The organism is Lacrimispora sp. (assembly GCF_031982545.1).
Lineage (GTDB): Bacteria > Bacillota > Clostridia > Lachnospirales > Lachnospiraceae > Lacrimispora.
This window is the reverse complement of sequence record NZ_DALYXB010000004.1, coordinates 202,291-217,373: the sequence shown is the minus strand read 5'-3', so window position 1 is coordinate 217,373 and position 15,083 is coordinate 202,291. Positions and strand designations below refer to the sequence as shown.

Below are 15,083 nucleotides of genomic sequence, written 5' to 3'. Positions count from 1 at the left end.
TTAATCGTTTTAGTATAGCATAGTGCTGAACCTCTTTTCAAGTTCAAAGATAATTATACATAGTAAGAATAGATTTTAATGGTGCTGTATCGTTTTTGATATTCAGAAATAGAATCATACTGTTGAAAATTTTAAGTTTCCTGAATATGATAGCTATATCAAAAATTTATACATACAGATTATTCTGTATTATAACAGAAGGGTGAAAGAAAATGATGAAGAAATCGGCACAGCGGCTGACCAGAGCCGGGACAGTCAGCAAACCAATTTGGTTCTATTTATGGAGAGATAAATGGCTTTATTTAATGCTGGTACCTGTTATTGTCTACTACATCGTATTTAAATACATACCGATGTATGGCTTGACCATTGCATTTAAAGATTATAATGTGTTTAAGGGTATTAACGGCAGTAACTGGGTGGGACTTCAAAACTTTAAAAAAGTATTTTCCTCAGATTTGTTCTGGTTATCCACCCGAAATACCTTAGTACTTAATATGGCAACGCTTTTGGTGAATTTTCCGCTTACTATTATAGTTGCTTTCATGCTTAATGAGGTACGTTGCGTAACGTTTAAGAAGATATCACAATCGTTTCTGTATCTGCCTCACTTTATGTCATGGGTAGTTGTGGCAGGTATTGCTACCAATCTGTTTTCCCAGACGGATGGAAGTATCAACAACCTCATAACCAGCCTGGGGTTCAGTCCGGTGCCTTTTTTAAACAATAAGGGCTGGTGGATATTTACCTATGTAATAAGTAATATATGGAAAGAGATTGGGTGGGGAACAATCATTTATCTTGCGGCTATGGCAGGAATTGATGAATCCTTATATGAAGCTGCATATATTGACGGCGCGACAAAGATTCAGCGTATCATATATATAACCCTGCCGATGATAAGGTCGGTATTGATCGTTATGCTGATTCTTTCGGTCAGCAAAATGATGAGTATCGGTTTGGATGCGCCATTGCTGCTTGGCAATACAAAAGTAATCAACGTATCGGAAGTAATAAGTACCTATATCTACCGGTTAGGTATCGTTAAAGCGGAGTATAGCTTATCAACGGTGATCGGATTGTTTCAGTCGGTTATTAACATTATAATTCTTTTCTTTGCAGACCGTTTTGCAAAATGCATCGGAGAAGAGGGAATTCTTTAGAGAGGATTTGATATTTTATGTTAAGTAAAAGCAGAAAAGCAAAGAAAATGATTTCTCTCGGTACAGTGATAAATTATACCCTATTAACGATTATAGTTTTTATATGCCTTTATCCTTTTTTAAATGTGGTTGCTTACTCTCTTAGCAGTAACAGAGCCGTATTATCCGGTAAAGTTACTCTTTTCCCCATAGAGTTTCAATTAGATGCTTATAAGGATATTTTACACAGGGGGCAGATATGGGCCGCCATGGGCACAACCATATTGGTTACTATGCTGGGAACCGCAATTGGATTAATTTTAACTATATTTGCAGCGTATGCCCTATCGAAGGATAAGCTGAAAGGGCGTAAATGGATATCAGCGTTGATACTGTTTACCATGTATTTCAGCGGCGGGATTATTCCCACATTCCTGGTTGTAAAGAATTTGGGTATGTTTGATCATCTTTCCTCGCTGTATCTCCCCACATCGGTGAGTGTATTTAACTTTATTGTTATGAGAACCTTTTTCAGGGAAATTCCCCGCAGTCTTGAGGAGGCGGCATATTTAGACGGTGCATCTGATGTGCAGATTCTGGTGAAAATTGTACTGCCGCTGTCCTTACCCATTATCGCGACAATCGGTCTCTTTTATGCAGTTTCTTATTGGAATGATTATTTTAGTGCTTTGATTTATATTCAGACACCTGAAAAGTTTACGCTTCAATTGAGATTAAGAAGTCTTCTTTATGCAGATGAGCTTGGAGCAGCGGGGAGTGAAGGCCTGGGCTCTCAGGTTATGGCGGAATCTTTGAAAATGGCATGCATTGTTGTAGGAACGATTCCTATTCTTGTTGTTTATCCATGGCTTCAAAAGTATTTTGTCAAGGGTGTTATGCTTGGTGCTGTAAAAGGTTGACAGGACCAGCAAGTGATATACACTAAAAATTATATGAGGAGGAAGGTATATGAAAAAGGCAAGAAAATTACTTGCACTATCACTGGTTATGGTGACCGTGGGGAGTATGGCTGGATGCAATAACAAAGGGGGCGGTTCACCGAATACAAATACTGCCGATACAAAAGCTGCTTTGGCAGATACCACGAAAGAAAAAGAGAGCAGTGATTTTAAGACTACATATGGTTCTAAGCAGTTTGATAATGTAAACATTACCGTAGAAGTATTTGACAGAAGCAATGCACCGGAAGGCAGTACGGTTGTTGATAACAAATGGACAAAGTATATCAACCAGGAAATGAATAAAGTGGGGATTACCGTTAAATTCATAGCAGTGCCAAGAGCAGATGAATTAAATAAAACGCAGCTTATGATGGCTTCAAATACCGCGGCAGATGTTATGATATGCTATACGACTTCTGTTGTGGAAGGGTTTTATAATGATGGCGGTACTTATGACCTGTCTCCTTATGTGGACGGTGCCGACCAGGCTAAGAATCTGAAGGAATATATTGGTAAAGATTGCTTAAGCCTGGGACGGAATAAAGACGGTGTATTATGGGCAATCCCTGCAAGACGTTCCACAACAGCTTCCTCCAATATATTTATCAGAAAAGACTGGCTGGATGAAGCAGGATTACAAATTCCTACAACAACCGATGAAATGTATGCAGTGCTTAAAGCATTCAAACAGAACCATCCGACTGCTTTTGCATCCGGATTCCCGACAAATTCAAAATCAAGTGATCCCCACGGCGTAATGTCACTTGCATTTTTAAAGAACATTGCGGATGAGAAAGCCTATGATATCGGAGCAGGCTCTGCGACTGATTTAATTTATACGGATCCGGGTTACGGGGATTACTTCAAATGGATGAATAAGCTGTATAACGAAGGACTCATGGATCCGGAATACTATGTAAATACAGCAAACGATAATTCTTTAAAAGAAGATTTTGTAAACGGCAAAATAGGTTGTTTTGAATCCAATGTTAACTACAACGTTGACAGCCTTCGCGGCAGCCTGTTAAAAACCTTACAGTCCACAGACCCTAAAGCGGATGTAATCAGCATTCCGCCTATGAAGAACATAAATGATAGGGTTGTCTATAATAAAAACTATCCAATTAACGGTGCTTTTTTATTCATACCCAAAACAGCCAAGAATGTGGAAGCTGCCATTACTTACCTGGACTGGCTTGGAACAAAAGAAGGAGGATTCACTTTATTCCATGGCTTTGAGGGCGAACATTTTAAATTTGATGATCAGAATGTTCCATGTGTCATCGATGCCAATTATAATGTAAAGGATAAAGACTGGACCAGACATGATTTATTCTTAATCGGAAACCAGGGATATTATAAAACAGCAGACGAATTTGCAGCTGCTACCTCGAAAGAAGCACCAGGGTACGAAAATTATGTTATTGATAATTTTAAAAATGCAACTGTGGGAACCTTAAGATATGATCCGACGTTTACGGATCCCACCTATACGGAGAAAAATACGGAAATCAGTGTATTGAGAGATGAGTATTTTGTGAAATTAGTTACCTGCAGTCCGGATGAATTTGATAAAATTTTGGAAGAATTCAAATCAAAATTAAAGGATATCGGATACGATGTTATTATAAAGGAACGTACGGAGTACTATGATAATTTATTTGCAAATAAATAAACGGATTCATGTTCAACTATTAGACTTAAATGATAGATAAACGGAATAGAGAATATTGTAAAAAAGGAAAACAATTTGTTTTCCTTTTTTGCAAAGTTACTCATGTAAGAAAATAAAGGACTGAGGCGGTATTTTTATGAAAATTATAACATCGGCAAGAGCTAAGATGCAGGCTGATACAAAATATCTTCCGCTGGACGTACATCACTTAACTGCGACCGTGGATATTCTGGAAGGTGACGGGAATCTTAAAACCCCTTTTTGCGTAAAGATAAGTGTCTGCAATGAAAATAAAGATAAATGGGCTGGGGTTATTCACATTGAGATGGAATTTAATAAAAAAGATCCCCGTTTTTTCCTTCCGGCATTTATGTATGGGAGAAACCGGGGGGAATGCCCGCAGAATGTGCCAAATGAATTTCCCAGACTGAGAGAGAATAGTAACCGTCCATCTTCTCCTGACTGGATGGTGAGAGGGGACCGCCTGTCCCATCCGGTGGCTTTGGTATATGATACGGGTAAAATATATGGATTCAGCGCAAGCCCTTATTTTCTATCTGCAGACGGTAAAAAGAAACAGTGGAGTCCCCGGCAGGAAGGAGATTTTTACCAGTACACAGGATTTTCCTGTTCCCTGTCAAAAGGAACGGTGGGGTATACTCTCGGGTATGAAAATGCTCCCTGGCTGTTCGTAAAATCTCACGATGTCAGAGAGCGGGCACCGCTTGGAGATAACTGTTTTGAATTGAGCCCGGGGGAAACGGTGGAAGTTCTGATGGCTGTATACCAGCTGGAGGCCGATTCGGAATGTGCGATTCATTCAGTGGTCAGAGAAGTTTATTACCGCTATCACCAGAGCCCCAGAAAAGGGAGCGGGATCAGGACAACCGTGGCAGACTTAGCAGCTGCGGTTTATAAGGATGCCTGGCTGCCGGAAGAGAAAAGTTATGCAGGACAAGTATTTGAAGATAATGATACGGGAAGCTACCGGTATAATAAAATTATATCTGTTTCCTGGACGAACGGGTTATCGGTGGCCGTGCCGATGCTGCTCGCTGCATTACGTCTGAAAGATGAGAACATACGGGAACAGGCATTAGCGTGTATGATTAATATAATGGAACATTCCGGCAATCCACTGACCGGGCTGCCATATGAAGCATGCAATAACGCAGAATGGAGCAATAAAGGCTGGTGGTTCGACGGAATGCATACACCCGGTCACAGCTCCTACTTAATAGGTCAGGCCATGTATTATATTTTAAAGGCTTATGAATATGAGAAAAAAATCAGAAACGCTGTCCATCAGGACTGGCTTGTTTATGTGAAACGGATTCTCTGTAAAATAGAAAAAACAAAAAATACCGATGCGGAATATCCATTCGTATTATCGGAGAAAACCGGTGCAGGTATTGAGTATGATTCCTTAGGCAGTGCCTGGTGTATGGCTGCAATGGCTTACTACATGTTTCTGACCGGAGACACGGAGCATCTAAGTGGTATTGTGGAAAGCGAATTGCATTATTATGAAGCATTTGTGAAACCGATGGAGTGTTACGGAGGTCCGTTGGATACGGATAAGGCCACCGATTCGGAAGGAATCCTGGCCTATATAAAAGCCGTTAGATACCTCCATGGCCTGACCGGTGAGCCAGCCTTTCTGGAGCATATGAAGGAAGCGTTATGCTATGAATTTACGTTTAAATTCTGTTACAATTCCCCCGTTAAGTATCCGCCTTTAAGCAGTATCGGCTGGTCCAGCTGCGGAGGCAGTGTAACCTCAATTGCCAACCCCCATATTCATCCAATGTCATCGAATCTGGTTGATGAATTACTTTATTACGTGGACAAAACCCAGGATGACTATGTAAGGGAGCGTTTGTCGGATACCGTTAACTGGGGCTGCCAGACTTACAATTCCTATGACCGGGAATACGGCTATGGGAAAAAGGGCTGGATGTCAGAACGGTTCTGCCATTGTGAAGGTCTTGTAACGGAAAAATACAGAGACGGGTATTTGGCCAGTACATGGTTCTGCCTTATGCCATGGGCAAGCGCATCAATCATAGAGGGATTGGCAGGGGAATATTGGGACAGGGTGTAAATTTCCTGGTACAGTATGGGATTGATACGGCTTATGAGGGGAGAAAAGGATGAATCAGATCAGTATAGGTAAAAACCTTTGGTTTTATGAAGAAGAGGAAGCATATTCCGGAGTCAGGAAGATTGCGGAAAAAGTCAGAGCGGATATTGAGCGGGTAACCTCTACTTTTCCGCCCTGTATAAAAAGGGAAGAACTAGCCGGATATAAGGAAGAGATAAATGCAGTCATTTACGGCACGGTGGGGAAGAGTCCTCTGCTGGAACAGTTAGCCCGGGAAGGAGCAATAAATCTTGAAGACATCCGGGATAAACGTGAGGTTTATCAGATAAAGCTTATAAAATCCCCTGTAAAAGGAATCAAAATGTCTCTGGTAATAGCAGGCAGCGATAAAAGAGGCACCATATACGGACTGTTCCATTTATCTGAATTGCTGGGGGTATCCCCCTTGATTGACTGGAGTGGCGTATATCCGGTTAAAAAAGAAACGGCAGTTCTGGACAGAAGCTGTGAAATGATATCAAAAGAGCCTTCCGTAAAATACCGCGGTATTTTTATTAATGATGAATGGCCCGCTTTCGGTCAGTGGGCATTGAAAAAGTTCGGAGGCATCAATGCCGAATGCTACGAGCATGTTTTTGAACTGCTGTTAAGAAGCAAGGGAAATTTGCTGTGGCCAGCCATGTGGAATTCGGATTTCAGCCTGGATGGTCCGGGAATAAAAAGTGCCCAGCTGGCAGATGAGCTTGGCATCGTGATGAGCACTTCCCATCATGAGTCTTGTATGAGAAGCGGCAACGAATACGGTAAGGTGCGGGGAAAAGATTCTATTTACGGAGATGCATGGGATTTTAATAAAAACCGGGAAAATATAATAAGGTTCTGGAAGGACGGACTGAATAGAAACAAGGCATTTGAAAATATTATTACTATGGGAATGCGGGGAGAAAACGATACTGCCATTATGCAGAATGCAAGTCTGGCAGATAATATTAAACTTATAAGAGAGGTATTACGGGAGCAGAATCATCTGATTCGGGAAACGGTTAATCAGGACTTAAATCAGGTACTAAGGCAGATTGTTTTATTTACGGAAGTGGAGGCTTTCTTTTACGGAGACGAGAACACACCCGGACTTATGGGGGACCCGGAACTGGAAGGTGTCACACTCATGTTAAGTGATAACAACCATGGTTACACCAGAACCTTACCTACTGAAAAGATGCGTGACCATAAGGGTGGATACGGTATGTATTATCATATTGACATGCATGGAGGTGCACACTCCTACCAGTGGGTCGGTTCCACTTATCTTCCCAGGGTATGGGAACAGCTGTCTATGGCTTACGATTACGGAGTCAGGGATATCTGGGTAGTCAATGCAGGTGATATCGCAACACAGGAACTGGCGATCTCTTATATAATGGAGCTTGCATATAATATGGAGGCTATGGGTACGGCACATCCGAATCATACAGGTGATTTTATAAGGAGCTGGGTGAAACAGCAATTTCTTGGCAGCTTTGATCAAAAGGAGTTGGAAGATATTGCCCGGATTATTGAAAGTTACACCCTGATGTGTGAGCGGCGCAAGCATGAAATTATGAATGATAAGATTTATCATCCGGTACATTTTGGAGAAGCAAAAGAGGTGCTCAATAATTCAGAGTGGATTATTAAGCGCTGCAATGAGCTGAAAGAGAAGTGTCCGAAAAATAATTATGCAGGTTTCTATGAATTGATTTTTTATCCAGCTGTAGGAACTGCCAATCTGATGAAGACCTGGGTACTTGCCTCCCAGAATGAACTGTTCGCCAGGCAGAACAGGCTGGAAGCCAACGTAATTGCTGAGGAAATAGGCAGGTGCATCGCCTATGACAGAACCATTACGGAGGAATTGCATACGCTGGAAGGTCAGAGATTTTACGGCTTTGGTTTATCGGAACATTTTGGTTTTACCAACTGGTGTGATGAAGATAATAAATATCCGCTGAGAATCTATGCAGAGCCCGCCAACAGTCCCAGAATAATTGTGGGAAAAGCGGATTCGGTGATCTATAACATAGGTAAATACTGGAGTGGAAACCAGATGAGCTTTCATGATTTTCTAAGACCTGACAGAAACAGCTTTGACCTTGATATTGCCTGCGGAAGCAGGGAACCTGTTTGGTACCGGATTACTACGGAATGTTCCTGGCTGAAGTTTTCCAAGTGCTTTGGGGAAACTTCTTTAACCGATACAGTAACCGTATGGGTTGAACGGACCTTGCTGAAGGGAAAAGAAGTAGGGGTCTTTTGTGTGGAAGGCAATGACAACACCAAAGTAATCATCAGTGTAGAAGCGGAGCAGCCCGATTTGTCGGCTTATGGACCGATGACATTTATTGAGTATGATCATTACATCGCCATGGAGGCGGACCACTATGCAAAAAAAGAATGTGTAAACGGGGCAGATTTTGTAAGACTGTCTCCTTATGGACGGACAGGGGCAGCCATGAAGGTGTATCCTGCCACTGCTGATTTTTTTGATGCAGAAGAAAGGCCATTTTTGGAATATCGTTTTGTTGCGAAGAAAGACGGCATATATGACGCTGCTTTTTATCTGGCGCCGTCTGCTCCTGTAGACAGCAGGCAGCATTTATATATCGGTACCAGTATCAATGAGGAACCTGTCTGTGTCGAAGATACCATATGGGATACCAGCAGGGAATATTTTTTAAGCCGTCAGTGGAGCAAGGAATCTCATGATAACGTTAAGATCTTCCAAAGGAAAGTAAGATGCCGTAAAGGGTTAAATATACTGTGGTTTTACCATGTAAGCCCCAATATACTTCTGGAGAGGATTGTTCTGCATCCTGATGGGGCAGAACTGCCGGAATCCTATCTCGGACCCGTGGAAAGTTTCTACTGCAAATAATAATAATTTGCTCCAAGGGATGATGGTATCATTTAACAAGCGCTCCGACAAAAGGGCATGAACTGTTAAAGCACGCATTGACTCACTATGCTGAGTCTGCGTGTTTTTTTCTGGGAAGTTTCAATTATTGAAATACGCCTTGACAGTGCAACAGCAATTCTCGAAACAGCTGGGGTTTATTAAGCCAGTATTTATACAACATGCCTATTTAAAGTGATTTTTTAACGCAAATTTATCACATAATTAAATAAATATGTGCTAAATGCACTACAAAAAAAGTTATAAAAGAATATCTTGATATTTCCAACCGGATTGTTAACCGGATCAACAATATGCAGATGGATATCTGGAGAGAGTATAATATGCATGCTGTGAATTCCCTGCTGAAACCGGACTGCTTTGCAAAGGGTCAGCATATCGGCAACTGCGGATCGAGATATAATGCCTGTATCAACTTTGAATCCTGCGGCACCATAACATATGTTAACTCCCTGGCTTCCATAAAGAAAAATGTATTTGATGACCGTTTTGCATGCCGTTGCAAAGGCTGAGGGGATTAAGGTCAGTCCTGAGGAGATGGATAAAGAACTGAAACGGTTATCAGCGCTTTATCTGATGCCGGCTGACCAGATCAGAAAGCTTTTGGCCGGAAGTGAGGGAAGAAAACTGAAGCAGGATATTCTGATAAATAAAACCATGAGATATTTAATGGATCAGAATGAATTTGCGGTAAGCGCAGAGGCTGGTGCTGTAAAATAACAATAAAACTGCCGTTAGAACCGGATTTATTCCGGATTTTAACGGCAGTTTTATTGTTAATGTGTTATTAAACATGCGGGATAGAAAACATTAGCTGTGGTTCAAATACCGGTAAACGGTAGGTTCAGAAACAAAAAGCTGTCTGGCGATTTCAGAAACCGCCCCCTTCATGGTCAGAATACCCTGTTCATTCAGTTGATGAACGATATGAATCTTCTCCTGGCGGGACATACGCTGCGGTGAGACACCTGCTTCCTTTACAGCCTGTGCTACTAGGGTGGAAAGCATCTCCTCAACCGGAGTGCTTAAATCTTCCTGTATATCCTTTCTTCCATCTGTCAGATTATAGTGTTTTTTTAAATTGGACAATGCCAGGTCTAATTCATGAATGGCCGTTGTATTCCGGTTCACGCAGAGAAGACCGATCAGCCTGTCTTCATTCTTAATAAAATAGGTGTTGGATATAAAATTCTTACTTTTACTCACACCATGATAATTCGTAAGATAGTCCTGCGTTTTGTAAATCTGATCTTTTCTGATCTGATTGGCCAGGTCAGTCATGGGAGAACCAATGCCCCGTCCGGAGTGATGGCCGTTGGCAACCGCTATTACAGTGCCGATGTCCGATTTTGACACATCATGAAGCAAAACCTCGCAGCCAGGGCCGCACAGGCTGGATAAAAAAGAAACCATCGGTTTATACATATCTAATAATTCGTTATCTGTCATTATCACTCACATTCCTTTCATACTCTCTTCCATTATATCATTTTTCCATGAAGAATCAATTATGAAACAAAAAAATATATAAAAATTTTGTCACACTGATAAAAATATTGTCAAATATTGAAAAATGTGTTATGATAAAATTACAATCAAATAGATAAAAAAATTATTAAAAAGGAGGAATGTTTTGTTGCAAAAAAAAGAACTGAGTACTGACAAAGCACCATCTGCGATTGGACCTTATTCTCAGGCAATTATGGCATCTGGAACGATCTATGTATCGGGACAGCTTCCCATTGATCCGTCTACCGGATCATTTGCCGGAGATGACATCAAGGCGCAGACCAGGCAGTCTTTGGAGAATATCCGGGCTGTTTTAGTATCTGCCGGTGCAGGAATGGAGAATGTGGTGAAAACCACCGTATTACTAAAAGATATTGGGGAATTTACAGAAATGAATGAGGTTTATGCACAATATTTCACGGGTACCTGCCCTGCCAGAGCGGCATTTCAGGTAGGCAGCCTTCCAAAGAATGCCAGAGTGGAGATTGAGGCGGTCGCAGTATTGTAGTATGTATGAAAGCTAATTGATAAGACGATCATGGAGGAGGAAAACATAATGGAAGAGCATGGCAAAAAGCTCGGTATGTTAAATATTTTCGGTCTTGGTTTGGGTGGCGCAATCGGTTCAGGTATCTTTGTTTTACTTGGATTTGGAATTGGTTATACAGGCAGATCTATTGTCCTGGTATGTGTCGGCGGATGTTTGTTTATGCTTCTGGCTTATATGTACAATGTAATCATGAGTTCCATGTTTGTATTTAAAGGAGGAGATTACAGCCAGAAAGCGCTGCTGTTTAATCCGACAATGACTGGTTTTTCAGCAACTATGGCTCTCGTAAACAGCATGGCTATGTCAAGCTATGCCCTTGGTATGGTTAACTATATTTCAGCCGTATTTCCCGGAGTAGCGCCATTTACCCGTCCAGTGGCGATTCTGATTATGACTCTCTTTTTTGCAAGCACTCTGCGGGGGTCCCGTTTTATAACACTTTTAGAAAATGCAATGACAGTAATTTTAATTGGGGCAATTGCAATTTTTGTTGTTTTTGGTATGCCACAGGTAAGACCTGACTATTTTTCCAATGCAGACGGTGGCTTCTTCCATGGAGGCTTCGCTGGATTTGTTAGTGCTATCGCAATTATGGGCTGGGCCTGCCAGGGAACCACGATGGCACCCGTATCCATGGTTGCAGTTACTGAAAAACCGAAAAAAACCATCCCGCTTGCTATTCTCTGGATTACTGTAGCATTAGCTGTAATATATGGTGTGATGAGTATCGTTGCCGCCGGAGTATTGCCATATGATCAGGTTGCAGGAGCAAATCTGGGAGCGACTGCGAAAGTGATATTCCCAAACAGCATTTATATTATGTTTGTTTTAGGTGGCGGTGTATTTGCCATTGCAACCAGTCTGTTAGGCGGTATTGCCATGTTCCGCTATCCGCTGATGAAAATCGCAGAGGATGGCTGGCTTCCTCCTGTATTTAAAAAGACGACAAAAAACGGCTTTCCATGGGTCATTCAGCTTGCCTTTTATTTACTCAGCGTAATGCCAATCCTGCTTGGATTCAGTCTGGATTCCATTATATCACTGGTAATGATTCCATCCATGGTGATGAATGTATATCTTAATATGGCATGTATTACACTGCCAAAAAAATATCCGGACCAGTGGAAAAAATGTGCACTTCGTATGCCCATTCCGGTGTATAATATTATTTGTGTTCTGTCTGCAGCCTGTGCTGGAGTGGTAGCGTTTAACTTATTTAAAGATTTAAAAGGAAAGGATATCATTGCTTCCATTGTTATTCTGGCAATATGCGCTGGATTCTCCTTACTTCGTATCCATACCGGAGCTGTGAAAAAAGAGTTCCTTGAGGAAAACAAAAAAGCTATTATTGTTCAGGCACTTGCAGATGATGAGGAGTAAAAATAATAAAATAAATACAAGGTGTTTGCTGTCACTAAGGTTTACCGTGCCGACGGCAAAAGATAAAGGAGGATATTAGCTATGAAATACGATTTTACATCAATTATGGACCGCAGAGGCAAAGATGCCATTGCTGTGGATGGTCTTGGATCTTTACCAGGTTTCGCTCCGGATCTTCCAAAGGACGGGTATGATACGATTCCGATGTGGGTTGCAGATATGAACTTCCCAACCGTGCCCTCCATTTGTGCAGCCATCGTGGAACGTGTGCAGCATCCGGCATTCGGTTATTTCAGCCCATCAGAGGAGTATTACAATGCCATTATCAAGTGGCAGGAGGAGAGAAACCGGGTAACAGGACTGACAAAAGAATGCATTGGATATGAAAACGGTGTACTTGGCGGAGTTATCTCAGTATTGAATGCATTTTCAGCGCCTGGCGATGCAGTTCTTCTTCATTCCCCTACCTATATCGGTTTTACCATGAGCCTTGAGAATAATGGACGCAAAATCATACATAGTCCATTAAAGCAGGACGAGAACGGCGTATGGCGCATGGACTATGAGGATATGGATAAAAAAATAAAGGCTCATAAGATTCATACCGCTATTTTCTGCAATCCTCACAATCCATGCGGACGTGTATGGGAAAAATGGGAGATTGAAAAAGCGATGGAAGTCTATAAGAATAATGATTGTATCGTTATTTCTGACGAAATCTGGTCCGATCTTATTTTAGACGGAAATAAGCATATTCCGGTTCAGTCCGTCAGCGAAGATGCCCGCAAGCGTACCATAGCTCTTTATGCACCCAGCAAAACCTTTAACCTGGCAGGACTGATTGGATCCTATCATATTATTTATGATCCATATTTAAGAGACCGTGTCCGCGCCCAAAGCAGCAAATCCCATTACAATGACATGAATGTACTGAGCATGCATGCGTTAATTGGTGCCTATAGACCGGAAGGTGCAGAATGGGTGGATGAGCTGTGCCAGGTGCTCACCGGCAATGTGGATTATGCTTATGACTATATTACAAATAATTTCAAAGGTGTAAAGCTTTCCAAACCACAGGGAACCTACATGCTGTTTATGGACTGCACAGATTGGTGTAAAGAGAATGGAAAAACCATTGATGAACTGGAAAAGGCCGGCTGGGATGTAGGCGTTGCATGGCAGGATGGCCGCATGTTCCACGGACCATGCTCCATTCGTCTGAATCTGGCTCTTCCTTTCAGCAGAGTTGAGGAAGCAATGAAGCGCCTGGATGAGCATGTTTTTAACGCCAAATAAATTCACAGAAAAACGAGGTGCACAATATGGGAAAAATATATGTAAATGACAAGATGCGTGATTTTACTTTTGATACACCTTTTCGTAAAAATGTCCGGCTCAGTGAGGCAGCAGGCGGAAAAAAACTGGCTCTTGTATTTCTCCGCTACTATGGGTGTACACTGTGCCAGTATGACCTTTCCCAGTATGCCAAAAACTATGAAAAGATTACGGCAGCAGGAGGAGAATTACTGGTGGTTCTGCAAAGCGATCCGGATTTATTAAGAGAGGACATGGGAAAAGAAGATATGTTCCCCTTTGAAATTGTCTGTGATCCTAAAGAAGAACTCTACCGGGAGTTTGAAATCCTTCCTGCAGCCAGTAAAAAAGATCTGGCAGGATTAAAGACCATGGTGAAAGTCGGGAAAGCCATGGCAGCGGGCTTCTCTCATGGAAGGTATGAGGGGGATGAGCTGCAGCTTCCTGCAGCATTTATCTTATCACCTGACCTTACCGTAACATACGCTCATTATGCAAAGGTAATCGATGATGTTCTGGATGCAGAACAGATTGCGGACATGATGAAATAAAGCCAGCTAAGAAATTAATTTTAAAAATTCAGACATGGCAAACGTAATATACCGGTTCTTCTTACTAAAGAAACTGATATTACGTTTGCTTTTTTCTTCGTCAAGCTTGTAATAAATCATATCTGTAAGCGCCGGTGATTTACACAAAAGTGTATCACTGACAAAACAGATACCCATTCCGGAGCAGGCAATGTGATATGCGGTTGACTGCTGATCCAGTTCAAACAGGATATCAGGCTTAAACCCATTTGCTTTACATAAATGAGTTCCCCTTTGCATGGTATCATTATTTGGCTTCAGCATGATGAAAGGATAATCCTTAAATTCCATTAAAGGCACCACAGGAACTTTGGGATCCTGACATGCATTTGACCGGATCTGTTCCAGAGAAACCTGATATTTCTGAAGGTTTTGATTAATCTGATATTTTTTAGGAACTGCGATCATTAAATGTTCTTCCCGGTATAAAAAAGAATCAAACTTGGTTTCGCACAGGGTGCTGTTATCTACGATAAAATCCAATGAACCCAGTAAAAGCTGGGATTCAAGATTACTGGTATTGTCTTCGATGATCGTTACGTTAATCCCTGGATACTGCTGGTGCAGGCTGGAGATAAGGGGTGGAATGACATAGGAAGTAAATAAATTGCTGCCTCCAATGGTCAGCGTTCCGGTCTGTAAATTCCTGGCATCATCGAGGTAATTACGAAAGTCCTGCTCAATGGCCATGATGGATTCCGCTGCCTGCATGTATTTAAGACCACACTCCGTCAGCCCCACAGGTGTTGTGCTCCGGTCAAAAATCGGCATACCGATTTTGGTTTCAATTCTTTTAATGGTGGAACTTAACGAAGGTTGTGAAATATAAAGATTGTTTGCTGCTTTTGAGAAGCTCTTTTCTTTGTAGACCTCATAAACGTATTCTTTTCCGGAAAACATGGCC

At 41.7% G+C, this 15,083-nt stretch carries 13 protein-coding genes; 11 read left to right on the top strand and 2 right to left on the bottom strand.

Annotated features, from left to right (window positions below; all coding sequences use genetic code 11):
• The first annotated feature begins 212 nt into the window (after positions 1-212).
• The 7 genes from ABS301_RS08650 to ABS301_RS08620 all read left to right on the top strand — a co-directional run bounded on the left by ABS301_RS08650 (position 213) and on the right by ABS301_RS08620 (position 9,556).
• The gene (locus ABS301_RS08650) at positions 213-1,163 is read left to right on the top strand and encodes an ABC transporter permease (protein WP_349671839.1); all 951 of its coding nucleotides are present in this window, start codon (positions 213-215) and stop codon (positions 1,161-1,163) included.
• A 17-nt stretch (positions 1,164-1,180) separates the two neighbouring features.
• Positions 1,181-2,062, top strand: a complete 882-nt coding sequence (locus ABS301_RS08645) for a carbohydrate ABC transporter permease (protein WP_349671838.1) — start codon at positions 1,181-1,183, stop codon at positions 2,060-2,062.
• A gap of 49 nt (positions 2,063-2,111) precedes the next feature.
• Complete coding sequence (locus ABS301_RS08640) at positions 2,112-3,779, top strand: extracellular solute-binding protein (protein ID WP_349671837.1); 1,668 nt, start codon at positions 2,112-2,114, stop codon at positions 3,777-3,779.
• Positions 3,780-3,915: 136 nt separating this feature from the next.
• Complete coding sequence (locus ABS301_RS08635) at positions 3,916-5,883, top strand: hypothetical protein (protein ID WP_349671836.1); 1,968 nt, start codon at positions 3,916-3,918, stop codon at positions 5,881-5,883.
• Positions 5,884-5,932: 49 nt separating this feature from the next.
• On the top strand, positions 5,933-8,797 hold the full coding sequence (locus ABS301_RS08630; RefSeq protein ID WP_349671835.1) for a glycosyl hydrolase 115 family protein: 2,865 nt from the start codon (positions 5,933-5,935) through the stop codon (positions 8,795-8,797).
• A 332-nt stretch (positions 8,798-9,129) separates the two neighbouring features.
• Positions 9,130-9,348, top strand: a complete 219-nt coding sequence (locus ABS301_RS08625; RefSeq protein WP_349671834.1) for a pyruvate formate lyase family protein — start codon at positions 9,130-9,132, stop codon at positions 9,346-9,348.
• Positions 9,317-9,556, top strand: a complete 240-nt coding sequence (locus ABS301_RS08620) for a hypothetical protein (RefSeq protein ID WP_349671833.1) — start codon at positions 9,317-9,319, stop codon at positions 9,554-9,556. The genes ABS301_RS08625 and ABS301_RS08620 overlap by 32 nt, the downstream gene beginning before the upstream one ends.
• A gap of 90 nt (positions 9,557-9,646) precedes the next feature.
• Here the strand turns inward: ABS301_RS08620 and ABS301_RS08615 are convergent, their stop codons facing one another.
• Complete coding sequence (locus tag ABS301_RS08615) at positions 9,647-10,285, bottom strand: helix-turn-helix transcriptional regulator (protein ID WP_349671832.1); 639 nt, start codon at positions 10,283-10,285, stop codon at positions 9,647-9,649.
• A gap of 187 nt (positions 10,286-10,472) precedes the next feature.
• Here ABS301_RS08615 and ABS301_RS08610 point away from each other — a divergent pair, with 187 nt between their 5' ends.
• The 4 genes from ABS301_RS08610 (at position 10,473) to ABS301_RS08595 (ending at position 14,140) form a co-directional block, all read left to right on the top strand.
• The gene (locus tag ABS301_RS08610; RefSeq protein WP_349671984.1) at positions 10,473-10,853 is read left to right on the top strand and encodes a RidA family protein; all 381 of its coding nucleotides are present in this window, start codon (positions 10,473-10,475) and stop codon (positions 10,851-10,853) included.
• 48 nt (positions 10,854-10,901) lie between these two features.
• Entirely contained in the window at positions 10,902-12,275 is a 1,374-nt protein-coding gene (locus ABS301_RS08605) for an APC family permease (protein WP_349671831.1), read from the top strand.
• A gap of 81 nt (positions 12,276-12,356) precedes the next feature.
• A complete protein-coding gene (locus ABS301_RS08600; protein ID WP_349671830.1) occupies positions 12,357-13,571 on the top strand; it encodes a MalY/PatB family protein in 1,215 nt (404 codons plus the stop codon).
• A gap of 26 nt (positions 13,572-13,597) precedes the next feature.
• The gene (locus ABS301_RS08595) at positions 13,598-14,140 is read left to right on the top strand and encodes a peroxiredoxin-like family protein (RefSeq protein WP_349671829.1); all 543 of its coding nucleotides are present in this window, start codon (positions 13,598-13,600) and stop codon (positions 14,138-14,140) included.
• 6 nt (positions 14,141-14,146) lie between these two features.
• On the opposite strand, the gene ABS301_RS08590 is transcribed toward ABS301_RS08595, so the two are convergent.
• The gene (locus tag ABS301_RS08590; protein ID WP_349671828.1) at positions 14,147-15,079 is read right to left on the bottom strand and encodes a LysR family transcriptional regulator; all 933 of its coding nucleotides are present in this window, start codon (positions 15,077-15,079) and stop codon (positions 14,147-14,149) included.
• Positions 15,080-15,083: the final 4 nt, after the last annotated feature.